The organism is Pseudosulfitobacter sp. DSM 107133 (assembly GCF_022788695.1).
Classification (GTDB): Bacteria; Pseudomonadota; Alphaproteobacteria; order Rhodobacterales; family Rhodobacteraceae; genus Pseudosulfitobacter.
The window spans coordinates 2,882,444-2,902,636 of record NZ_CP085154.1; the positions used below are offsets into that span (position 1 = coordinate 2,882,444).

23 protein-coding genes are annotated in these 20,193 nt (G+C 63.0%); 9 read left to right on the forward strand and 14 right to left on the reverse strand.

What is annotated here, in order from left to right; all coding sequences use genetic code 11:
* Positions 1-5: 5 nt before the first annotated feature.
* The gene (locus tag DSM107133_RS14220) at positions 6-1,718 is read right to left on the reverse strand and encodes a tetratricopeptide repeat protein (protein WP_114291500.1); all 1,713 of its coding nucleotides are present in this window, start codon (positions 1,716-1,718) and stop codon (positions 6-8) included.
* 186 nt (positions 1,719-1,904) lie between these two features.
* Between DSM107133_RS14220 and DSM107133_RS14225 the strand changes: the two genes are divergently transcribed.
* Positions 1,905-2,252: a metalloregulator ArsR/SmtB family transcription factor gene (locus DSM107133_RS14225; protein ID WP_114291499.1), complete on the forward strand. Its 348-nt coding sequence runs from the start codon at positions 1,905-1,907 to the stop codon at positions 2,250-2,252.
* Complete coding sequence (locus tag DSM107133_RS14230) at positions 2,242-2,706, forward strand: SRPBCC family protein (RefSeq protein ID WP_114291498.1); 465 nt, start codon at positions 2,242-2,244, stop codon at positions 2,704-2,706. The genes DSM107133_RS14225 and DSM107133_RS14230 overlap by 11 nt, the downstream gene beginning before the upstream one ends.
* 51 nt (positions 2,707-2,757) lie before the next feature.
* Here the strand turns inward: DSM107133_RS14230 and DSM107133_RS14235 are convergent, their stop codons facing one another.
* Together DSM107133_RS14235 and soxR are read right to left on the reverse strand one after the other, a co-directional pair.
* Entirely contained in the window at positions 2,758-4,407 is a 1,650-nt protein-coding gene (locus DSM107133_RS14235) for an electron transfer flavoprotein-ubiquinone oxidoreductase (RefSeq protein ID WP_114291497.1), read from the reverse strand.
* Positions 4,408-4,568: 161 nt separating this feature from the next.
* Positions 4,569-5,021, reverse strand: coding sequence for a redox-sensitive transcriptional activator SoxR (gene soxR, locus DSM107133_RS14240; protein WP_114291496.1), 453 nt, complete (start codon positions 5,019-5,021; stop codon positions 4,569-4,571).
* Positions 5,022-5,101: 80 nt separating this feature from the next.
* Between soxR and DSM107133_RS14245 the strand changes: the two genes are divergently transcribed.
* From DSM107133_RS14245 to DSM107133_RS14255, 3 genes are all read left to right on the forward strand, one after another.
* Positions 5,102-5,482, forward strand: a complete 381-nt coding sequence (locus DSM107133_RS14245) for a VOC family protein (RefSeq protein WP_114291495.1) — start codon at positions 5,102-5,104, stop codon at positions 5,480-5,482.
* Positions 5,483-5,686: 204 nt separating this feature from the next.
* Positions 5,687-6,157: a transcription elongation factor GreA gene (gene greA, locus DSM107133_RS14250; protein ID WP_114291494.1), complete on the forward strand. Its 471-nt coding sequence runs from the start codon at positions 5,687-5,689 to the stop codon at positions 6,155-6,157.
* A 14-nt stretch (positions 6,158-6,171) separates the two neighbouring features.
* The gene (locus tag DSM107133_RS14255) at positions 6,172-7,245 is read left to right on the forward strand and encodes a hypothetical protein (protein ID WP_114291493.1); all 1,074 of its coding nucleotides are present in this window, start codon (positions 6,172-6,174) and stop codon (positions 7,243-7,245) included.
* Between the two features lie 48 nt (positions 7,246-7,293).
* Here DSM107133_RS14255 and DSM107133_RS14260 read toward each other — a convergent pair whose 3' ends face one another.
* Positions 7,294-7,923 (reverse strand): LysE family translocator, encoded by a 630-nt coding sequence (locus DSM107133_RS14260; protein ID WP_114291492.1) that lies wholly within the window; start codon positions 7,921-7,923, stop codon positions 7,294-7,296.
* Between the two features lie 91 nt (positions 7,924-8,014).
* Entirely contained in the window at positions 8,015-8,908 is an 894-nt protein-coding gene (locus tag DSM107133_RS14265; protein WP_205387725.1) for a LysR family transcriptional regulator, read from the reverse strand.
* 89 nt (positions 8,909-8,997) lie between these two features.
* Between DSM107133_RS14265 and DSM107133_RS14270 the strand changes: the two genes are divergently transcribed.
* Positions 8,998-9,981 (forward strand): aldo/keto reductase, encoded by a 984-nt coding sequence (locus DSM107133_RS14270; RefSeq protein WP_114291491.1) that lies wholly within the window; start codon positions 8,998-9,000, stop codon positions 9,979-9,981.
* On the forward strand, positions 9,978-10,355 hold the full coding sequence (locus tag DSM107133_RS14275) for a carboxymuconolactone decarboxylase family protein (protein ID WP_114291490.1): 378 nt from the start codon (positions 9,978-9,980) through the stop codon (positions 10,353-10,355). Before DSM107133_RS14270 ends, DSM107133_RS14275 begins: the two co-directional genes overlap by 4 nt.
* Here DSM107133_RS14275 and DSM107133_RS14280 read toward each other — a convergent pair whose 3' ends face one another.
* From DSM107133_RS14280 to DSM107133_RS14295, 4 genes are read right to left on the reverse strand one after another with little or no spacing between them, the layout of a single operon-like run.
* Positions 10,356-12,449 carry a molybdopterin-binding protein gene (locus DSM107133_RS14280; RefSeq protein ID WP_205387724.1) on the reverse strand — a complete coding sequence of 698 codons (2,094 nt, stop codon included), beginning with the start codon at positions 12,447-12,449 and terminating at the stop codon, positions 10,356-10,358. It abuts the gene before it with no gap.
* Positions 12,449-12,940 (reverse strand): molybdopterin-guanine dinucleotide biosynthesis protein B, encoded by a 492-nt coding sequence (gene mobB / locus DSM107133_RS14285; RefSeq protein ID WP_114291488.1) that lies wholly within the window; start codon positions 12,938-12,940, stop codon positions 12,449-12,451. Before mobB ends, DSM107133_RS14280 begins: the two co-directional genes overlap by 1 nt.
* A complete protein-coding gene (mobA, locus tag DSM107133_RS14290) occupies positions 12,937-13,563 on the reverse strand; it encodes a molybdenum cofactor guanylyltransferase MobA (protein WP_114291487.1) in 627 nt (208 codons plus the stop codon). The genes mobB and mobA overlap by 4 nt, the downstream gene beginning before the upstream one ends.
* Positions 13,560-14,450 carry a formate dehydrogenase accessory sulfurtransferase FdhD gene (locus tag DSM107133_RS14295; RefSeq protein WP_114291486.1) on the reverse strand — a complete coding sequence of 297 codons (891 nt, stop codon included), beginning with the start codon at positions 14,448-14,450 and terminating at the stop codon, positions 13,560-13,562. The genes mobA and DSM107133_RS14295 overlap by 4 nt, the downstream gene beginning before the upstream one ends.
* 46 nt (positions 14,451-14,496) lie before the next feature.
* Here DSM107133_RS14295 and DSM107133_RS14300 point away from each other — a divergent pair, with 46 nt between their 5' ends.
* Positions 14,497-15,204 carry an AzlC family ABC transporter permease gene (locus DSM107133_RS14300; protein WP_114291485.1) on the forward strand — a complete coding sequence of 236 codons (708 nt, stop codon included), beginning with the start codon at positions 14,497-14,499 and terminating at the stop codon, positions 15,202-15,204.
* A complete protein-coding gene (locus DSM107133_RS14305; protein ID WP_114291484.1) occupies positions 15,201-15,524 on the forward strand; it encodes an AzlD domain-containing protein in 324 nt (107 codons plus the stop codon). Before DSM107133_RS14300 ends, DSM107133_RS14305 begins: the two co-directional genes overlap by 4 nt.
* Before the next feature lie 492 nt (positions 15,525-16,016).
* Here the strand turns inward: DSM107133_RS14305 and DSM107133_RS14310 are convergent, their stop codons facing one another.
* The 5 genes from DSM107133_RS14310 to DSM107133_RS14330 all read right to left on the reverse strand — a co-directional run bounded on the left by DSM107133_RS14310 (position 16,017) and on the right by DSM107133_RS14330 (position 20,145).
* The gene (locus DSM107133_RS14310; protein ID WP_114291483.1) at positions 16,017-16,616 is read right to left on the reverse strand and encodes a hypothetical protein; all 600 of its coding nucleotides are present in this window, start codon (positions 16,614-16,616) and stop codon (positions 16,017-16,019) included.
* Between the two features lie 40 nt (positions 16,617-16,656).
* Positions 16,657-16,791 carry an aa3-type cytochrome c oxidase subunit IV gene (locus DSM107133_RS14315; RefSeq protein ID WP_114291482.1) on the reverse strand — a complete coding sequence of 45 codons (135 nt, stop codon included), beginning with the start codon at positions 16,789-16,791 and terminating at the stop codon, positions 16,657-16,659.
* Positions 16,792-16,893: 102 nt separating this feature from the next.
* Positions 16,894-17,364 (reverse strand): DUF6173 family protein, encoded by a 471-nt coding sequence (locus DSM107133_RS14320; RefSeq protein ID WP_114291481.1) that lies wholly within the window; start codon positions 17,362-17,364, stop codon positions 16,894-16,896.
* Between the two features lie 25 nt (positions 17,365-17,389).
* Positions 17,390-18,433, reverse strand: a complete 1,044-nt coding sequence (locus DSM107133_RS14325; RefSeq protein WP_114291480.1) for an MBL fold metallo-hydrolase — start codon at positions 18,431-18,433, stop codon at positions 17,390-17,392.
* Complete coding sequence (locus DSM107133_RS14330) at positions 18,433-20,145, reverse strand: acyl-CoA dehydrogenase (RefSeq protein ID WP_114291479.1); 1,713 nt, start codon at positions 20,143-20,145, stop codon at positions 18,433-18,435. Before DSM107133_RS14330 ends, DSM107133_RS14325 begins: the two co-directional genes overlap by 1 nt.
* Between the last annotated feature and the right edge of the window lie 48 nt (positions 20,146-20,193).

A 20,193-nucleotide genomic window follows, 5' to 3' on the forward strand; every position in this document is an offset into this window, starting at 1 on the left:
CAGGCTCAGCGATCTGCCATCATCTTCAGGGGCGGCGCGCCTTCTTCGGCCAGCACCTTGTCCAGCCCGATCTCGATCTTGCGGCGCATCCTGTCGGGATCGGCCTCGCCGTCGGTCTCTTTGGGATCGACAAAGGACAGCGCCCGCCGCCACTGGAACCGCGCTTCACGCTTGCGCCCCACGGCCCACAGTGTGTCGCCCAGATGGTCGTTGACCACCGCATCGACCGGCTCAAGCTGCGCGGCGCGTTCCATGTGCACCACCGCCTCGTCATAACGGCCCAGACGGTAGAGAACCCAGCCGAGGCTGTCGATGATATAGCCGCTGTCAGGGCTGGCTGCGACGGCCTGTTCGATCATTTCCAGCGCTTCGTCCAGATTGACCTGCTGTTCGACCATCGAATAACCCAGATAGTTCAGCACCTGCGGCTGGCCGGGATTCAGGGCCAGCGCATGCCGGAAATCGGCTTCGGCTTCGGGCCACTGGTCCAGCCGTTCGTGGGCGATGGCACGGGCATACAGCAGGAACCACTGTGCACGCGCACCTTCGGTGGTCAGGTCAAGCGCGCGGTCATAGGCGCTGATCGCGGCGGCGAATTCGTCTTGCTGGCGCAGCACGTCGCCCAGCGTCGAATACACCACAGGCAGATCGGGATACTGGCGCGCCAGTTGCTCCAGCACTTCGATGGCGGCATCGGGCTTGCCCGCCTTGCGCAATGCTGCGGCACGGCCCAGTTCGGCGGCGTGAAAGGCCGGATCACTTGCGGGCACTTCCTTGTAAACAGCGATCGCCAGATCATGTTGATCCAGCTCTTCCAGCAGCTCCGCGTTCAACAGCAGCGCATCGACATGGCCGGGCCGCAGGTAGCGGGCCAGACGGCCGTAAAGCAACGTATAATCTGCAGCAGCCTCGCTGCGCAGTGCTCCGGCAAGCGAATAGAACACTTCGGCCAGACCATCCCGCGCCGAGGTGACATGGGTAAAGGGCAGCTTTTCGCCGGCCTCAAGCGCGGTGATGACACGCTCCAGCTCGGGGTCCAATGCGCCGCCAAATGCCTCTTGCAGGCTGGTGACCGCATCTGCATTGCGGTCCATCTGGCTCAGCACTTCGGCGCGCGCCATCGCACCGCGACGGGTGCGCACCATCGTGCCGCTGTCGGTGCCCGAAAAAATCTCTTCGGCGGCGGCATAATCGCCCTGCAACGCCAGCGCCATCGCCTTGTGATACAGCGCGAAACCTTTCAGTCCCTGTTCGCGCGACACGGCATCGAACCCGTCAAGGGCGGCTTTCATGTCCCCCTCGCCGACATGGGCCCAGGCCACCAACAGCCCATCCACCAGCGGCCCGATGCCCTGGTTTGCCATGTCCCGATTCAGCAGCCCTGCAAAATCTTTGCGTTGTGCCATATCGGCTATCACGGCCATATGCGCCGCCTGACTGCGCAGGCCCGCCGCTTCCATTTCCTGGGCAATCGGCAAGGCATGTGGAACGTCGCCCAGCAGCAAATGCGCCAGTGTCGCGTCTTCCATCAGCTCGGGATTGTCCGCGTCATGGCGCAACGCCACATCGTAATACCTGGCCGCAGTCTCGAAGGCGTTGGTATAAGACGCCTGCCGCGCCGCCAGATAGGGCCCCGCCACATCCTGTGCCGCCAAAGGCCCCGCCAGTGTCCAGATCAAGGCCGTGGCCACGGTGCTTTTCAGAATGGAACGGATCACGCGACTGCCTCGTCTAATTTCGTTGGCAATAAGGCTAGCACGTCTGCACGCGGGCGCAATGGGCCTGCGAATACCACACCCAACAAAGCCGTGAGGTCTGGCAGCAACTTGCCCAGATAGCCGCTTTTTGCATCCCGCACGCACATAGGGCTTGTCAAAACGGGCTGGATGTCAATAGTTAGCCAAATGGCTAAGTATGATTCTCAACTCGATCACATCTTTGCGGCTTTGGCCGATCCGACGCGACGCGCCATCATCGACCGTTTGTCGCGCGGCACGGCCACCACCAGTGAACTTGCGGCCCCGCATGACATGGCGTTGCCGACGTTGCTGGCGCATCTGGCCAAGCTGGAATCCGCAGGGCTGATCACCTCGACCAAGGTCGGGCGCGTGCGCACCTATGCGCGGTCCGACACCGCCTTTGTCCCGGTTCAGGACTGGCTTGGCCATCAATCCGACCTCTGGACCCGGCGTCTGGATCAACTCGACACATATGCAAAACAACTCGCCAAGGAGCGCGCCAATGAAACTTGACCCCACGACCGACCTGACCTTTACCCGCAAGATCGACGTTGCGCCTGCCCTGCTGTGGGAATGCTGGACAACGCCAGAGCACGTCAAAGCGTTCTTTGTTCCCAGGCCGCACGCTGTTACCGATTGCGAAATCGACCTGCGCGTGGGCGGGCGGTTCAACACCAGCTTCAAGGTTGATGGCAACACCATGGCCAACACAGGTGTTTATCTTGAGGTCATCCCCCAGCGCAAACTGGTGTTCACCGATGCCTATAGCGAAGGCTGGAAACCCAGCGCCGATCCGTTCATGACCGCCATTGTCGAATTTGAAGACGATGGTGCGGGCGGCACAATCTATACTGCCACAGCGCGACACCGCTCTGTCGAGGCGCGCAAATCGCATGAGGATATGGGGTTCTTTGACGGCTGGGGCACCGTGGCCGACCAGCTTGCGGCCTACGCCAAAACCCTGTGAACGCAAAAAGGCGGGCCAACGCCCGCCTTTTCACACAACGCCATAGGCGCATTACATATTCGGATAGTTCGGCCCGTCGCCGCCCTGCGGCGTGGTCCAGTTGATGTTCTGGCTGGGATCCTTGATGTCGCAGGTCTTGCAGTGCACGCAGTTCTGGAAGTTGATGACAAAGCGCGGGTCCTTGCCGTCCTCTGTCACAAATTCATAGACGCCGGCAGGGCAATAGCGCGCCGATGGGCCCGCATAGACCGCCAGATTGCGCTCCACCGGAATGCTGGCATCTTTCAGCTTCAGGTGCGCAGGCTGGCTTTCCTCGTGGTTGGTAAAGCTGAACGCCACGTTGGTCAGACGGTCAAACGACAGCTTCCCGTCCGGCTTGGGATAGGTGATCTCTTTGTGCTGCGCCGCAGGTTCGGTCGCATCGGCGTCGGATTTGCCGTGCCCCAGCGTGCCCAGAAGTGAAAAGCCCAGCGTGTTGCACCACATGTCAAAGCCACCGATGGCCAGCGACGCCGTCAGGCCGAATTTTGACCACAACGGTTTGACATTGCGCACCTTTTTCAGATCCGCGCCAATTGCACCACCGCGCACTTCGGTCTCGTAAGCGCTCAGTTCGTCGCCCGAACGCTCGGCCTTAATCGCGTCAAAAGCCGCCTCGGCCGCCGCCTTGCCCGACAACATCGCGTTGTGGTTGCCCTTGATGCGCGGCACGTTGACCATCCCAACCGAACAGCCCAGCAGCGCCACACCGGGCGCCACCATCTTGGGCATCGACTGATAGCCGCCCTCGGTGATGGCGCGCGCGCCATAAGCCACGCGCTTGCCGCCTTTCAGCAGCTCGACCACCATCGGATGATGCTTGAACTGCTGGAACTCCATATAGGGGAACACATAGGGATTCTTGTAGCCCAAGTGGACCACGAAGCCCACATAGACCTGATTGTTTTCAAGGTGATAGATGAACGATCCGCCACCGGCCTTGCTGCCCAAGGGCCAGCCCATCGTGTGGGTAACAGTGCCCTCTTTGTGCTTGGCGGGATCAATTTCCCAGATCTCTTTCATACCGATGCCGAACTTCTGCGGCTCTTTGCCGGCCGACAGATCGTATTTCGCGATCACCTCTTTTGAAAGCGAACCGCGCACGCCTTCGCCCAGGAAGACATATTTGCCGTGCAGTTCCATGCCCGGCTCATAGCTGTCGCCCTTGGAGCCGTCGGCAGAAATGCCGAACTCGCCGGCAACCACACCTTTGACTTCGCCGTTTTCGCCGTAAACCAGTTCGGAACAGGCCATGCCGGGGAAGATTTCAACGCCCAGCTCTTCGGCCTGTTCCGCCATCCAGCGGCAGACATTGCCCATCGACACGATATAGTTGCCGTGGTTGTTCATCAGCGGCGGCATGGGAAAGTTGGGAATGCGCAGCTTGCCCGCTTCGCCCAGCATGTAGAAATTGTCTTCCTTCACCTCGACAGTGACCGGCGCGCCCTTCTCCTTCCAGTCGGGAATCAGCGCATCCAGACCGCAGGGGTCCAGAACCGCGCCCGAAAGGATATGTGCGCCCACCTCCGAGCCCTTTTCCAGCACGACCACGTTCAGGTCGGCGTCAAGTTGCTTCAGACGGATCGCCGCCGACAGGCCCGCAGGCCCGGCACCGACGATGACCACATCATATTCCATCGCTTCGCGTTCAATCTCGGCCATGCTCGGCGGCTCCTTGTGCAAAAAGCGCGTGCATTCCCAGCAACGCGCAACATTCTTTCGCGCTTGGCTAAACCACACGGCCCGCCATTGCAATCGAAACACCGTCCAGGCGGCATCGTTTTGCGACCGATTTCGCAGCGTAAAGCACCGCTACAACGGGTTCAGCCCGCAGGACGATCGCCCATCAGATAACGCGGACCACTGCCCTTCTCGGCAGCGCGGTCGCCGGGATTGTACAAGCCGCAGCTTTCAAGGCTAAGGCAGCCGCAGCCGATACAACTGTCCAGCGTGTCCCGCATCCGGGTCAGCGTGTCGATCCGCGCATCCAGCGCCGCGCGAAACCCGGTGCTGATGCGCGCCCAATCCGCCTTGGTCGGCACACGCCCCTTTGGCAACAGGTCCAGTTCGGCGCGGATCTGGGGAAGTGTAAAACCGAACTGTTGCGCGATCATCACGAACGACAGCCGCCGGATGTCTGCCCGCTCGTAGCGCCGCTGCCCGCCGGAATTGCGCCACGGGTCAATCAGGCCCTGCACTTCGTAGTAACGGATTGCCGACACCGCCAACCCCGTGCGCGCGGCCAGATCACCAATACTCAATCCGTCTTTTGCCATCTCGAAAAATCCCTTGACCTAAAGTTAGGTTTAGAAATTACGCTAAAGCCATTCGAACCCCGAGAAAAGGATAAAACCCCATGACCGCCCAACTTGAACACGCCAACTTCACCGTCTCCGACCCTGCTGCGACTGCGGCGTGGATGTGCGACCTGTTCGGCTGGCACATCCGCTGGCAGGGCGATGCGATCGCCGGCGGACACACCGTTCACGTTGGCAGTGACACGCACTACCTTGCCCTTTACGCCCCCAAAGCTGTCGAAACGCCGCAGCAATCCAATTATACCACCATCGGCGGGCTGAACCATCTGGCGGTCACCACCGACAACCTCGACGCACTCGAAACCCGGATCAAGGCGCATGGGTTCACCACCGGCAACCACGCCGACTATGAACCCGGCCGCCGTTTTTATTTCCACGATGCAGACGGCATCGAATATGAAGTGGTGCAATACGACTGATCTTCCTTCATCTTGCCAGACAAACTCCGGGGGAGCGCCGCAAGGCGCGGGGGCAGCGCCCCCTTGCCGATCGGGCCCACAGATCGGCGACATTCGCCGCCCTGCACGCACCCAACCCTTGCAATCCCCCTTCGCAATAGGTCAGGTAGCATCCAACATTGACCGGCGGCCACTTTGGCCGCCCTAATCTGCTGGACGTGACCTATGGAAAAGATCCCGATGACCCGAAAGGGTCACCTTGCCCTTGAGACCGAACTCAAGCACCTGAAATCCGTCGAGCGCCCAGCCATCATCAAGGCCATCGCCGAAGCGCGTGAACATGGCGATTTGTCCGAGAACGCCGAATACCATTCCGCCAAGGAAAAGCAGTCTTTCATCGAGGGGCGCATCAAGGAACTGGAAGGCGCGATTTCGCTGGCCGATGTGATCGACCCGACCAAGATGAAAGGCGGCATCAAGTTCGGCGCCACCGTCACGCTGGTTGACGAAGACACCGACGAAGAGAAGACCTATCAGATCGTCGGCGAATACGAGGCCAACATCGAAGCGGGCTTGCTGAACATCAAATCCCCCATCGCCCGTGCCCTGATCGGCAAGGAAGAAGGCGACAGCGTCGAGGTGCACACCCCCGGCGGTGGCAAATCCTATGAAGTGCTGAAAATCGCGTTCATCTGATCGGAACCCGGAACATGGCCGACACGCCGACTGCTGACACGACACCTTCCCGGACCCAGGGCCGCCCTGCGTCTGCGGCACATGCACGTCCGACGCCGCTGGGCATCTACGACCGGCCGCGTGCCCAAGGGATCACCGGGATCGAGATTATCGCCATCGCCCTGTCGGCGGTTTGGTTGCTGGGCGCGACAGTGTTCTTCCTCAGCATGCCCTCGGCCCCCGAAGGTCAGGACGGCGGCACCCGCGGATTGATGTTCCTGATGACCATGCTGGCGATCTTCATGCCCGTGGGCATGATCTGGGTCGCCGCCACCGCAGCCAAGGCCAGCCGCGTCATGCGCGAGGAAAGCCAGCGGTTGCAGGCGGCGATTGATGCCATCCGCCAGGCCTATATCGCCCAGCAACAGGGCCGCGATCTGTCCAGCGAACCGTCGGTCGCGCGCAAGCTCGATGAAATCGCCGCCGCCGCCAGGAAAACCGAAACCACGCTGGCCACCTTCCACACGCGGCGCGACGCGGTGAAACCGGCCCGTCACGCGCCGCCGCCCATGGCCCCGCAGGCCGCCGACGATCAGCCCAAGCTGGCGCTTGGCACCTCCTCCGAGGAGACCGCGCCGCCCCTGCCCCGCGAGGATTTCATCCGCGCCCTGAACTTCCCCGAAACCGCCGAGGATGCCGAAGGCTTTTCCGCCCTGCGCCGCGCGCTCAAGGACCGGCCCACCGCCCAGATGATCCAGGCGGCCCAGGACATCCTGACCCTGCTCAGCCAGGACGGCATCTATATGGACGACCTGCGCCCCGACCGTGCCCGCCCCGAGATCTGGCGCAGCTTTGCCCAGGGTGCGCGTGGCCGCAGTGTTGCCGCGCTGGGTGGCGTGCGGGACCGCTCGTCGCTGGCCCTGACCGCCGGCCGGATGAAGCAAGACCCGATCTTCCGCGACGCCGCGCACCATTTCCTGCGCCGCTTCGACCGCAGCTTTGCCGCCTTCGAGGCCGAAGCAGATGACGCCGACATCTCGGCGCTGGCCGACACCCGCACCGCCCGCGCCTTCATGCTGCTGGGCCGTGTGGCGGGGACGTTTGATTAAGGGCAAAAGCCCCGCTTCGGCCCCCCAGCCAGCAATTCAAACATAATCCTAACGCTGCGGCTGGAAATCCTTCGTCGCGAGCAATGCCGCAGCCGCGATCATCAAGCACCCGCAAACTTTGTTCACCACTCCGAATGACACCCGCTTGAGTGCGGTCGTCGCCTTGATTCCAGCCCACCCCCATAGGAGCAAGATAGCGCCGTCGACCACGATATAAGTCATGCCCAGAATGAAAAGCTGCGGCAGCACCGGCGACGCTGGGTCAATGAATTGCGGAAACAGCGCCCCGAAAAACACGACAGCAAACGGATTTGCCATCGAAGTCACAAAGCCTTGCCGAAACAACCGAATTGCCTGCCCTGAAGCGTTCGCCTCGACATCGGGCGTATGCTCTTTTGACAGAACAAGCTGCAAACCGATCCAAACCAGATAGGCAACACCCAGCCACTTGACCCAGATAAACACGTCTGCCGATGTCGCGATAATCGCTGCCAGCCCAAACGCCGCGCCCGTCATTTGCAGGCAGTTGGCCGTCAGGTCTCCGGCAATTGTATAGGCACTTTTACGCAACCCGTGGCGAATGCTGTTTGAAATAATCAAAAGCTGGCTGGTGTCGGGTGGCGTTGCAAAGAACACGGCGACCGCGGCGAGATAGACAAGATAGGTTTCCATCACCATTGGTCTCGCTCCTTATCGGTGTTCTTTTCAGTCTAGGAGCGGTGCTCTTTTGGGTCAAGAAAGCAACCGGAACCGCCGGTGGCCATTCAGATCAGGGCGGCGTTTCCCCCCGCAACTGCGCGCCATGCGCCTCGATCACGCTTACCAGATGATCCGCCACCACACGCACCCGCTGTGAGGCCATCAGATCACTGTGCATCACCAGCCAGATGTCCTGATCCACGCCCAGTTCGACCGGCATCCGTTCCAACCCGGCCCCCCGCGCCAGAAAATGCGGTAGCACCGCCAGCCCCAACCCCGCCTGCGCCGCGCTGAGTTGCGAGGCCAGCGTCGACGTCACCACCGCCGGTGCGGCATCGCGAAAGCTGCGGGCCAGCCACTGCGCCGCAGGCAGATCGCCAAAGCGGTCTGCCCAGCCGATATAGCGGTCGCCCTCGACCCCCGCACCGCTCCCGCGCTGCGCCATGTAATCAACCGATCCATACAGACCAAAGCCCAGCGTCCCGATCCGCCGCACTGTCAGGTGCCCCCGCGTGGGCCGCACCATGCGCACCGCCAGATCCGCATCGCGCTTGTGCAGGTTGACCGAGGCCACATCGGTCGACACCTCGACCGTCAGCCCCGGATGCGCTGCCAGCAACGAGCCCAGTGACGGGATCAGCAGCGGATTTGCCAGATTTTCGGCCGTGGCCACCCGCACGTGCCCCTGAACACCGCGCCCCGCTTGAGCGGCACTTTGGAACCCGTCCATCGCCGCCTCCAACGCCTCGGCGCGGGGCATCAATGCGGTGCCCTCATCGGTCAACTGGTATCCGGTCTGTGCCCGCGCGAACAACGGCACACCCAACGCGGCCTCCAGCCGTTCGATTCGCCGCGACACCGTGGCGACACCCGCGCCAAGGGACGCCGCAGCGCCGGTCAGTGTGCCGGTCCGCGCCACCGCCAGAAAGGCGGGCGTGTCGTTCCAGTTCAACGCGTCTTCCACTTTTCGAAAACAGCCCTCTGATGTTGTCTATATTCTTCCGGTATCAGAATACGCATCTTGTCCTCATCCCTCAATCAAAAGGACAAACCATGCAACGCCGCCACCTGACCCCCGAATTCTCTGTCTCAGCCCTTGGCCTTGGCTGCATGGGGATGAGCGAATTCTACGGCCCCCGCGATGACACCCAATCGCTGGCCGTCCTGAACCGCGCCGCCGATCTGGGAATCACTTTCTTCGACACCGCCGACACCTACGGCCCCTTCCACAACGAGGAACTGTTGGGCCGGTTCCTGCGCACCCACAAACCACAGGCCGAAGTGGCCACCAAATTCGGCATCGTCCGCAACCCCGGCGAATACCGCCGCGAGATCGACAACAGCCCCGCCTATGTCCGACGCGCCTGCGAGGCCTCGCTGAAACGTCTGGGGGTCGAGCGGATCGACCTTTACTATGTCCACCGCATCAACCCCGCCCAACGCATCGAAGAGGTGATGCACGCGCTGTCCGATCTGGTGAAACAGGGCAAGATCGCCCACATCGGCCTGTGCGAGGTCAGCGCCCCCACCCTGCGGCGCGCCCACGCGGTGCATCCCGTGACGGCGGTGCAAACAGAATACTCCCTGTGGACCCGCGAGGCCGAGGCCGAGGTTCTGCCCGCCTGCGCCGAGCTGGGCATCGGGTTCGTGCCCTACTCGCCGCTGGGGCGCGGGTTTCTGACGGGGGCTTTCGACAAGGCAACCACCTTTGGCGACGGTGACTTTCGTGCCAACCTGCCGCGGTTCTCTGCCGACAACATGGCCAGCAACACGCGCATCGTCGACTGTGTCCGTCAGTTGGCCACCGCCAAAGGCTGCACGCCTGCACAGATCGCGCTGGCGTGGCTGCTGTCCAAGGGCGACCACATCGTGCCGATCCCCGGCACCAAACGGCTGAAATACCTCGAAGAGAACATAGCCGCCGTCGACATCACCCTGAGCACAGACGAACTGACAACCCTCAACCGCGCCATCGCCGCGCTGGACGTGGCGGGCGCACGATATACCGCCGAAGGCATGAAAGGACTGAACGCATGAGTACCCAACGCACCGACCGCACCATCGCATTGCTTGAGACCTTGGAAAAAGGCGCCGCTGCCAAGGTTCAGGCCAACCTGAACACCATGGCCCCCGATCTGTTCGACACGCTTCTGGGTTTCGGTCTGGCCGACGTTCTGGACCGCCCCGTCATCGACTTGCGCACCCGCGAGATGCTGACGGTGGCGGCGCTGACAGCGATGGGGACCGCGCCCGAGCAGCTGGAATTCCACATTCGCGCCGCCCTGAACACCGGCGTCACGCGGGATGAAATCGTGGAAATCCTGTTGCAGATGGCGGTCTATGCCGGTGTGCCCGCCTGCATCAACGGCGTGGCGGCGGCGCGCAAGGCGTTCGACGCCCACGGCATCTGATCACAGCCCGAAACCACCCCAGGGGATAAAGCGCACCGGATCGCCGCGCCTGACCTCCAGCGGGCCGTCGGGCAATTCCACCAGCCCTTCGGCCCAGCTGAGCCCGCTGATCCGGCCCGACCCTTCGGACCGGAACACCTCGACCACGCCCTCCCGCATCCGGGCGCGCAAATATTCGCGGCGGCCCGGTTTCTTGGATTTTTCGAATCCCGCAGGCACCGTAAAGCCCTGCGGTTCCTGCCAACCGGACCCGGCCAGCAACGCCAGCGCAGGGGCAGCAAAAACCAGCGTGCAAACCATCGCCGCCACCGGATTGCCCGGCAGCCCAAAGACCGGCGTGCCCTTCCACATCCCCAAGGCCAAGGGCCGCCCCGGCTTGACCGCAATGCGCCACAGCGCCAGCGCCCCCGCTTCGTGCAGCAGGGCCGACACGTGGTCCTCATCCCCCGCTGAAGCACCGCCGCTTGTCAGGATCGCATCCACCTGCGCACCGTCCAAAGCCGCCGCCAGCGCGGCGCGGTCGTCCCGCACCCGGCCAAGGTCCACGGCCACGTGGCCCAGCCGCGCGAGCAGCCCCAGCAACATCGGGCGATTGGCGTCGTAAATCTGTGTTTCGCCTGCATCCGTGCCCGCCTCGGCCAGTTCGTCGCCCGTGGACAACACGCCGACGCGCAGGGGCGCAAAGACCGGCACCGCACCGACACCCACTGCTGCCAGCAGCGCCAGATCGGCAGGGGTCAGCCGCCGCCCCTGCGGCAGCACCTCATCGCCTGCGGCCACATCCTCGCCCGCGCGACGGCTGTTCGCGCCCGCCTTGACCGGCCCGTTGAACGCAATGCGGGCCCCGTCAACGCTCACGTCCTCTTGCAGCACCACGGTGTCCACCCCCGCAGGCAAGGCCGCCCCCGTCAGCACCCGCACTGCATGGCCCGCAGGTACCGTGCCGTCGAAATCGCCGCCCGCCGCTGCACGCCCCGCGACCAGCGGCAGCACATGCACTCCGGCCTCGCGCCCTCCGGCAAAGCCGTATCCGTCCACGGCAGTGTTCGGGCGCGGCGGGTTGGACCGCAACGCCGTCACGGGAGCGGCCATCACGCGACCCAGCGCCTGTTGGATGGCAACCGTTTCCACCTGTGCCACCGGCGTCAGCCGCTCTTGCAGCAAGGCCAAAGCCTCATCCACCGGCGTCCAGTTCACACCGGGCGGTAGCGCAAAGCAATCGTTGGACAGGGGCGGCGGCAAGGGCCCGTCGGGGCGCAACGCGGCGCGCAAGGAATCCTCATGCCCCAGCCCCAGAATCCAGCCTTCTTCGGTGTCACCTTCGGCCAGCATCGCGGCCAACCGATCAGGCGCAAGCGCGGACAGGGCCTGCGCCAGAACCCGCACCTGTGCGGCATCCTTGATCTCGTCGGGCTGCGCGCGCGCCGCAATCTCGGGCGCGATCAGCGAGGGCCAGACCTCGACCAGCGCGATCCCTGTGTCCAGGGTCTGAAACGGCCAGACCGCCAGATCGTCCCCGAACCGCCGCCGCAACCGCGCCAGCACCGGCAGGCCCATCAGCGCCTGCGACCCCACAGACCCCGCCCCGCTCAGCTGCCAGACGGTAAAAGCCCCCGTGGCCAGCGCTTCGGCGCGGCGCCGTTCGGCAAAGGGGTTTTCATAGCCCGCCTTGGTGCGCGCCAGCCCGTCAATGTCGCGCTTCAACCCATTGCTCCAGAACGGCCCCTTGCCGCCCAGCGACAGGTTGATCACTCCGGCCACATCAAATCGGTTGTTGGCCTTGGGCGCATCCTCGATCCGCTCCGCGAACCAGTCCCACAATTCCAGCGGATCATCCGTGCCCGCCACGGCGCGCGTAAAGCCCTGCGGATAGCCAAAGGGGAAGTCGAACCCGACCATCACCCGCCGGCCCGCCGCCCGCTCGACCTGCACCGCGTCGCCAATCCAATCCTCGGCCACCTGACGGTTGCGCAGATAGACAGGTGCATCCGCCACCCCATCCCGCGCCACACAGGCCCAGATCGCATCGGCCTTGGGCGTCGCGCCACGGTCGTTGCCCCCGGACCAGTCCACCACGATCACCGTGTCGAACATCACAGGCCCACCTGCATCAGAATGAAATCGGCAATCGCGCCTGTGTCGTCCAGATCGAACACCGGCACGGTCACGTCCACCGCGCTGTCACTGGCCACCGCCCGCACCGTCGGATCGTCGGGCGCGATCAGCGGATTACCGGTTTCGGCCCTGTGCGCCTCGACCTTGGGATGGGCGTCGCGTTTGTATCCCTCGACCAGCACCAGATCGACCGGCGACAGTTTCTCCAGCAGCGCAGACAGCGGCAATTCATCCGCGCCGCGCATCTCGTGCATCAACGCAAAGCGGTTGCGCGAGGCCAGCAGCACCTCGGAGGCGCCGGCCACACGGTGCCGATGGCTGTCCTTGCCCGGATGGTCGACGTCAAAGGAATGGTGCGCATGTTTCACCGTGCTGACGGTGATGCCACGCCCCGTGATCTCGGTCACCAGTCGCTCCATCAACCCCGTCTTGCCCGCGTTCTTCCAGCCGACAACACCAAAAATTCTCATAGCATCGCCTCTGCTGCCGCCAGATCCTCGGGCGTGTTGACGTTGAAAAACGGATCACCTGCTTCCGGAAACTCCGCCAACCGCCCGTCGTGCGCGTCTGTCCAGATCACAACCTTGCGCAGCCCGTCCTGCAAAGCGGCGCGCAGATCGTCGCGCAGGGCCACAGGCCACAGGCCAAATGTCGGGTGCCGGATCAGCCCGGCGGTCATCGAGCGCGTGTCCGCATTGCCGCGCGGCGTCGCGGCCAGCGCCAGCGGGGCGACCATGCCTTCGGAGGCCATCAGCAGACGCGGCACCAGATCACAGGGAAAGAACGGCGTGTCGGCGGCCACGGTCACGATCGCATCTGCCCCCAGTTCCGCTGCCCAGTCCAGCCCGGCGAGTACGCCCGCCAACGGCCCCGCGAACCCTTCCACACTGTCCGCCACCACCGGCAGGCCAAAGCCCGCAAACCGCGCCGGATCGCCATTGGCGTTCAGCGCCAGCCCCGCCACCTGCGGCTCCAGCCGCGCAATCACCCGCGCCAGCAGGCTCTGCCCGCCCAGTTGCAACAGCGCCTTGTCACCCCCGCCCATCCGCGTGGCCAGACCACCGGCAAGGATCACGCCCAAAGGTTGCTTCATTCCCCGCTCCCCTTACGGCCCGACTTGCGCGGCTCGTCCTGAACCGCCGCGGGATCGGCATCGCGGATCAGGCGGTCTTCGCCCGCAAGGCAGACAAACCGCTGCCCCCGCATCCGGCCGATCAGGGTCAGCCCGACCTGTTGCGCAATCTCGACGCCCCAGGCGGTAAAGCCCGAGCGGGACGCCAGCACCGGAATGCCCATCATCGCGGTCTTGATCACCATTTCGGACGTCAAACGGCCCGTTGTGTACAGGATCTTGTCGTCGGGGTTGACGCCCTCGTCCAGCATCCAGCCTGCGATCTTGTCCACCGCGTTGTGACGCCCCACGTCCTCCATATAGACCAGCGGACGGTCCTGATGGCACAGCACCGTGCCGTGAATCGCACCTGCTTCCAGATACAGCGAGGGCGTGCGGTTGATCGCGGCACTAAGCGCATAAAGCCACGAGGTGCGCACCGGCGTTGCAGGCAGCACCACGCCGTCCAGCCCCTCCATCATGTCGCCAAAGACGGTGCCCACGGCGCAACCGCTGGTGCGGGTTTTCTTCTTCAGCTTGTCCTCGTGGTTGGTCTGGCGCGCCGTGCGCACCACCACCACCTGCAATTCCTCGTCGTAATCGACGCCGGTGACGACATCATCATCACCCAGCATCCGCTGGTTGCGCAGAAAGCCCAGCGCCAGATATTCGGGGTAATCGCCGATGGTCATGGCCGTAACGATTTCCTGCGCGTTCAGATAGATCGTCAGGGGCCGCTCCTCGACCACCGACAGATCAACCTGCGCGCCGGTGTGGTCAAACCCCGTCACGTTGCGGGTCAACCCCGACCGCGCGGGCATGGGCGCAATCAGATAGCTGCCCGAATTGTCTTGCGTCGCCAATTGCATCCCCTTTCGTTGCCCGTTAACCCTAGACCAACACTAAGGTTTCACAATGTCCACCACCACACCGAAAACCGCCTTTTGGCGCGGCGTGCGCGACAGCGCGCCCTTTACTTTGGTCGCCGGCCCTTTTGCGCTGCTCTTTGGCGTAATCGCGACCGAGGCGGGGCTGAATCTGTTTGAAGTCATGACCTTTTCGCTGGCGGTAATCGCAGGCGCGGCACAGTTCACCGCCCTGCAACTGATGCAGGAAAATGCACCCACCGTTGTCGTCATCATCTCGGCGCTGGCTGTGAACCTGCGGGTGGCAATGTATTCCGCCGCACTGACCCCCTATCTGGGCCGCGCGCCGATGTGGCAGCGGGTTTTTGCGGCCTATCTGCTGGTCGACCAAAGCTATGCGCTGAGCCATCAGAAATTCGAGGCCGAGCCGGAGATGAGTGTGCCCGAGCGGATGGCCTATTACATGGGCACCTGCATGTTGGTGATGTCGGTCTGGTACGGGGCGAGTCTGGCTGGCGCGATCATCGGCAGCGCGCTGCCGCCGCAGATCCCGATTGATTTCGCCCTGCCGATTGCGTTTCTTGCCATGGTCGCCCCGGCCCTGCGCACCCTGCCCCATGTCATCGCCGCCTTTACGGCTGTTGTCGTCAGCCTGTTTGCCGCCTCTGTGCCGTGGTCGCTGGGGCTGATCATCGCGGGGGCAGCAGGCATGATCGCGGGCGCGCAGGCCGAACTGTGGATGGAGCGTCGCAGATGAACACCCTGACCCTGTGGACCGTCATCATTTCTCTGGGCGTGGGCAGCTTTCTGCTGCGCTTTTCGTTTCTGGGGCTGGTCGGTGACCGCCCCTTGCCGCCGTGGTTGCTGCGCCATTTGCGCTATACAGCCGTGGCAATCCTGCCTGCAATGGTCACGCCATTGGTGGCCTTTTCAAATGCGGCTGGCACCGGCCCGGAACCGGGACGTTTGCTGGCGGCGCTGGTTGCCGTGGCGGTAGGTGCGAAAACCAAAAACGTGCTGGCGGCCATCGGATCGGGGGCCGCAGTGCTGACGTTGTATATTCTGATTGTCGGGTAAGGTGGCGGCAGTTCCGTCTCTGCGCTGCTGTACGACGTCAGACGAAATTCAACCTTGCGTCATCAACTGATCTACAATGGAAGACCCGACATTCACGCAGATCGCAGCAAACGGCAGGAACGAGCCCTTTCCGTTTGTCACCTGCGCGGATTCAAGGCCGCAGGCCGCCGCGCATCATGCCTTAGGCATGTCTTCGACATGACGGGCCGCCCGCCGGCACGGCGATTTGGTTTCTGTTGCGCGTGACGGGTCCTTAGGATGTGCTTGGCTGCCATTAAGTGCCATGCACTAAGGTCGGATCGCCGCACCACAGCCCGTCGTCGCGCGGCTTTGCGAACCGCAGCAAAGTCCCGCTCAGCAGACCTTTCACCCATACTGTATTGAAGGTCCGGATTGGGACAGAAATGCGTGACGCGGCGCGTTGACAGGAGCTCAAAAAACCGGTGCATCGGATCAAAGGTGCGCGACGTTCGACAGCTGCCGCCCCGCAGCTCAGAGCTGGATCTTGGCCACGCCGTCCAGAATGTCGCCTTCGTCGTTTTCGTAATATTTGTCGGTAACCACACCGGGCAGCGTGGCAAACTGCTCCATCAGGTTGGCAGGGAACCATGTCGATTTGATGCCCTGGAAACCGGGCACCTGCGCCAGAATATCCGTGGTCGCCTGCGCACAGCGCGCATCGCCAACGTTGCCATACCCCCGCACCAAACGCAGCGCGATTTCGGCCTGTTCGGCTGTTACCGGCACCGTCTGGCTAACCACATGATAGGTGCTGCGGGCGTGTGCGCCCTTGTAGCTTTGCAAGATCGCGGGCGACACGCCATACAGCACATCGCCCTTTTCCGGCACCCGCGGATGTTTGTACGATCCGGCAGGGTCAAAGATGACCTGCTGCGATGCGTTGACCACCAGTGCCGAATGCCCGCCACTGCCCGAACGGTTGCTGACCACAGTCATCAATGTCAGCGACGGTGCCGAAGGATCGCGATAGGCGCTGGCCGCAATCACTTCGGGGGGTGAGTCGTTTACCGGTTTCGTGGCACAGCCTGCCAGCGTCGCAACAAGCGACAGGGCAATCAGAATCGAGCGCATGCGGTCAGTCTCCGGTGGAACTGGTTACAGGAACAATGGCTTAGGAAATGAAAACGGCCATGCCGATCAGCACCACGAGAATCACGATAACGCTCCATTTGGTCCACGCCATGAAACCGGCAAAGGTGTCTTCTTGCACTTTCGTGTCCATTTCACCGTGTTTGTGTTCTGCCATCGGTCTGGCTCCTGTCTGTCTGGGTTGATCCACTTTGGGCGCTGGTTACTGCATTTGCGCAGCCCTGTCACGGTGTCAATGCCGCGCAGGGTGGCATTTGCCTCAACTCGTCTCCGCTTCCGTCTCCAACGCCTCGGCCAGCCGGAAACCGATGCGGTTGGGCGCCTCTTGTTCAACCGCCTTGGGCAACGCGCGCAGCAACACATTCAGCTGGGTCACATGCTGGATCAGCTGCGTGCGCGCGCCCGTCGGGTCCGCGCCGTAAAAGGTGATTATGTCAGGGTCGAAATACCCCATCCCCTCGATCCGCAACACGCCTGCATCGCCCCCGGTAAAGCCCATGGCGACCTCGTGTTCATTGTCCAGCTGTTCCTCAAAGTTCTTGATGTATAGCGCCAGCCGCTCATAGGCCCATTGCGCAGGGCTTTTCTGGCTGACCGGCTTGCCCGCCATGGTCTTGGGCACCGGCGTGTCGCAGACATTGGGGCTATCGGGGTCGCAATGCACCTCGTAAAGGCGCGGCATCACATCGGCCTCGATCGCTTCGGCGGTCGTTTTGATCTGGTCGTCCATTGCGTGCCCCTATGCTTTTGCCCGATTATGCCTTTTGAAAGACCCAGGCCCCGTCTTCGCGCAGGCTGCGCGTGGCCAGACCCGTCTGATAAAGGTGGGACAAATGTGCATAGGCTTCAACCATAGCCAGCCCGTATTCCGCCTCACCGATCTTGCGCTTGAACAGGGGCGCATAGCATTCGGTGGCCGATTTGGGCGTGTCGATATAGGCCAAAAGACGTTTCAACGCACCGTGATGGTTGTCGATCAGCTGCCGCATCCGTGTCGGCAGGCCGGTAAACGGCAGCTTGTGCCCCCCCAACACCAGATGGTCGGGCCGCGCCAGCGGTTCCAGCCGTTCGCAAGCCTCCAGCCATTCGCCAATCGGGTCGGCCATCGGTTCGGTGGCGTGAACGCCAACATTGGGGCTGATCGACGACAGGATCTGATCGCCGGACAGCACAAGGTTGTCGTCGCGGCTCCAGAACGTCGCATGTTCCGGCGCGTGGCCGTTGCCCATGTGAATGTCCCAGGTGCGCCCGCCAATGCGGATCGTCTGGCCTTGCTGGATGCGCGTATAGCCCAACGGCAAAGGCGCCACGACATCGGCAAAGTTGAACGGGCGTTCTGACACGCGTTGATTGTAAATCTCGGGGTCCATCCCCGCGCTGCGGTAGAATGCCAGCGATTCCGGCAGCGGTGAGGCCTGTTCATCCAGAACCAGCATGCGGGCAGTCAGCCAGGCGGTGCGCGTGGTTACCAGTTCGGCCCCGTGTTCCGACTGGAACCAGCCGGCCAGCCCGATGTGGTCGGGGTGGTGGTGGGTGACGATCACCCGGCCCACAGGTTTGCCGGCCAGCGGGCCTGACAATATCTGCTGCCACAGCTTGCGCGTCTGCCCCAGCGCAAAGCCGGTGTCGATCACCGTCCAGCTGTCACCGTCATCCAACGCATAGATGTTGACGTGATCCAGCTTCATCGGCAGCGGCATCCGGAACCACAAGACACCTTCGGCCACTTCGATCGCGGTGCCGTGTTCGGGCGGTTCGGGCCAGGGGTATCTCAGCCCTTGGGGTGCTCCGTCAGCCATCAGGCGGCCAACTCGTCAGCGCTCAGCGCCATCAGCGCCTTGGCACCGGCTTGTGCGTGTACCAGCAGGCTTTCGTGTTCGGGCAACAGACGCTGGATGTAGAACCGCGCCAGCTTTTCGCGCGGCCCGCCAACGGCATCGGCCAGTGCGGCGCGCAAATGAAGGTGGCCGCCCAGCACCCGTGCAAAGGCGCGCAGGTACGGCACAGCACCGGCAAAGCGGTCTTCCATATCCTCTTGCGAGACCAGCCATTCGGTAGCCTCGCGCAGGTTTTCCGACGCCTGCCAAACCGCCTCGCCCATGCGGGGAAAGCGTTCGCGGGCGGCTTCGGCCTGTTCCTCGATTTCGTCGATCAGCGCATGGGCTGCCTCGCCGCCGTCCATCATCTTGCGCGCCACAAGGTCCATCGCCTGAATGCCATTGGTGCCCTCGTAGATCGACGTCACCCGCACATCGCGGCAATACTGCGCCGCGCCGGTTTCCTCGATAAAGCCCATGCCGCCGTGCACCTGAACGCCCTGCTGGGCGACCTCAATGCCCACATCGGTGCCAAAGGCCTTGGCGATGGGCGTCAGGAACGCCGCGCGGGCCTTCCATTCGGGGCCACCCCCGGCGTTGTGCATGTCGATGGCCACGGCGCAAGACAGCGCAATGGCGCGGGCGGCGAACACATCCGCCTTCATCGACGCCAGCATGCGGCGCACATCGGCGTGGTCGATGATCGCGCCTGTTGGCCCGTTGGTGCGCCCCTGTTTGCGCTCTTGTGCATAGGTCAGCGCATGTTGATACGCGCCCTCGGCAATGCCGACACCCTGCGTGCCGACACCAAGTCGCGCGTTGTTCATCATGGTGAACATCGCCGCCATACCGCCCTGCTCCGGCCCCACCAGCCAACCTTGGGCGCTATCATATTGCATCACACAGGTGGGCGAGCCGTGCAGGCCCAGCTTGTGCTCAAGGCTGACCACTTTCAGGCTGTTGGCCTTGCCGGGATTGCCCTGATCGTCAGGAATGAACTTGGGCACGATGAACAGGCTGATCCCCTTGGTGCCTGCGGGGGCACCTGGCAGACGGGCCAGCACCAGATGGCAGACGTTGGCCGCAAAATCGTTGTCACCCCAGGTGATATAGATCTTCTGCCCTGTGACACTGTACGAGCCGTCGCCGTTGGCCTCGGCCTTGGTCGACAGCGCGCCCACGTCCGATCCGGCCTGCGGTTCTGTCAGGTTCATCGTGCCGGTCCATTCGCCGCTGATCAACTTGGGCAGGTAGGTGTTCTTGATCTCGTCGCTGGCATGGTGCTCAAGCGCTTCGATCTGCCCCTGCCCCATCAGCGGGGCCAGTTGCAGTGACAGGCAGGCCGCGCTCATCATCTCGTTCACCGCAGTGTTCAACGTCATCGGCAGGCCCATACCGCCGTGCTCGGGGTCCGCGGCAATCCCGATCCAGCCCCCATCGGCAATCGCCTTGAACCCCTCGGCAAACCCCGGAGAGGTCCGCACGACGCCGTTTTCCAGATGCGCCGGATGCAGATCACCGCCGCGTTGCAACGGGGCCATCACCTCTTCGCACATCTTGCCCGCTTCAGTCAGAATGGCAGCAGTGACATCGCTGCTGGCCTCCTCGAACCGCTCGGTCGCGCGCACTTGCTCCAGACCAACAACGTGATCGAACAAAAAGGTGAAATCATTGACAGGGGCGCGATAGGGCATAGGAAAACCTCCTCAGAATAGCGCCGCACCCTTGGCAAGGCCCTGTGC

What these genes read in the sequence shown, in the direction of transcription:
- DSM107133_RS14225 (WP_114291499.1), top strand. Translation starts at nt 1,905, where the DNA reads ATGGCTAAGTATGATTCTCAACTCGATCACATCTTTGCGGCTTTGGCC.
- DSM107133_RS14230 (WP_114291498.1), top strand. Translation starts at nt 2,242, where the DNA reads ATGAAACTTGACCCCACGACCGACCTGACCTTTACCCGCAAGATCGAC.
- DSM107133_RS14235 (WP_114291497.1), bottom strand. Translation starts at nt 4,407, where the DNA reads ATGGCCGAGATTGAACGCGAAGCGATGGAATATGATGTGGTCATCGTC.
- soxR (WP_114291496.1), bottom strand. Translation starts at nt 5,021, where the DNA reads ATGGCAAAAGACGGATTGAGTATTGGTGATCTGGCCGCGCGCACGGGG.
- DSM107133_RS14245 (WP_114291495.1), top strand. Translation starts at nt 5,102, where the DNA reads ATGACCGCCCAACTTGAACACGCCAACTTCACCGTCTCCGACCCTGCT.
- greA (WP_114291494.1), top strand. Translation starts at nt 5,687, where the DNA reads ATGGAAAAGATCCCGATGACCCGAAAGGGTCACCTTGCCCTTGAGACC.
- DSM107133_RS14255 (WP_114291493.1), top strand. Translation starts at nt 6,172, where the DNA reads ATGGCCGACACGCCGACTGCTGACACGACACCTTCCCGGACCCAGGGC.
- DSM107133_RS14260 (WP_114291492.1), bottom strand. Translation starts at nt 7,923, where the DNA reads ATGGTGATGGAAACCTATCTTGTCTATCTCGCCGCGGTCGCCGTGTTC.
- DSM107133_RS14270 (WP_114291491.1), top strand. Translation starts at nt 8,998, where the DNA reads ATGCAACGCCGCCACCTGACCCCCGAATTCTCTGTCTCAGCCCTTGGC.
- DSM107133_RS14275 (WP_114291490.1), top strand. Translation starts at nt 9,978, where the DNA reads ATGAGTACCCAACGCACCGACCGCACCATCGCATTGCTTGAGACCTTG.
- DSM107133_RS14280 (WP_205387724.1), bottom strand. Translation starts at nt 12,449, where the DNA reads ATGTTCGACACGGTGATCGTGGTGGACTGGTCCGGGGGCAACGACCGT.
- mobB (WP_114291488.1), bottom strand. Translation starts at nt 12,940, where the DNA reads ATGAGAATTTTTGGTGTTGTCGGCTGGAAGAACGCGGGCAAGACGGGG.
- mobA (WP_114291487.1), bottom strand. Translation starts at nt 13,563, where the DNA reads ATGAAGCAACCTTTGGGCGTGATCCTTGCCGGTGGTCTGGCCACGCGG.
- DSM107133_RS14295 (WP_114291486.1), bottom strand. Translation starts at nt 14,450, where the DNA reads ATGCAATTGGCGACGCAAGACAATTCGGGCAGCTATCTGATTGCGCCC.
- DSM107133_RS14300 (WP_114291485.1), top strand. Translation starts at nt 14,497, where the DNA reads ATGTCCACCACCACACCGAAAACCGCCTTTTGGCGCGGCGTGCGCGAC.
- DSM107133_RS14305 (WP_114291484.1), top strand. Translation starts at nt 15,201, where the DNA reads ATGAACACCCTGACCCTGTGGACCGTCATCATTTCTCTGGGCGTGGGC.
- DSM107133_RS14310 (WP_114291483.1), bottom strand. Translation starts at nt 16,616, where the DNA reads ATGCGCTCGATTCTGATTGCCCTGTCGCTTGTTGCGACGCTGGCAGGC.
- DSM107133_RS14315 (WP_114291482.1), bottom strand. Translation starts at nt 16,791, where the DNA reads ATGGCAGAACACAAACACGGTGAAATGGACACGAAAGTGCAAGAAGAC.
- DSM107133_RS14320 (WP_114291481.1), bottom strand. Translation starts at nt 17,364, where the DNA reads ATGGACGACCAGATCAAAACGACCGCCGAAGCGATCGAGGCCGATGTG.
- DSM107133_RS14325 (WP_114291480.1), bottom strand. Translation starts at nt 18,433, where the DNA reads ATGGCTGACGGAGCACCCCAAGGGCTGAGATACCCCTGGCCCGAACCG.
- DSM107133_RS14330 (WP_114291479.1), bottom strand. Translation starts at nt 20,145, where the DNA reads ATGCCCTATCGCGCCCCTGTCAATGATTTCACCTTTTTGTTCGATCAC.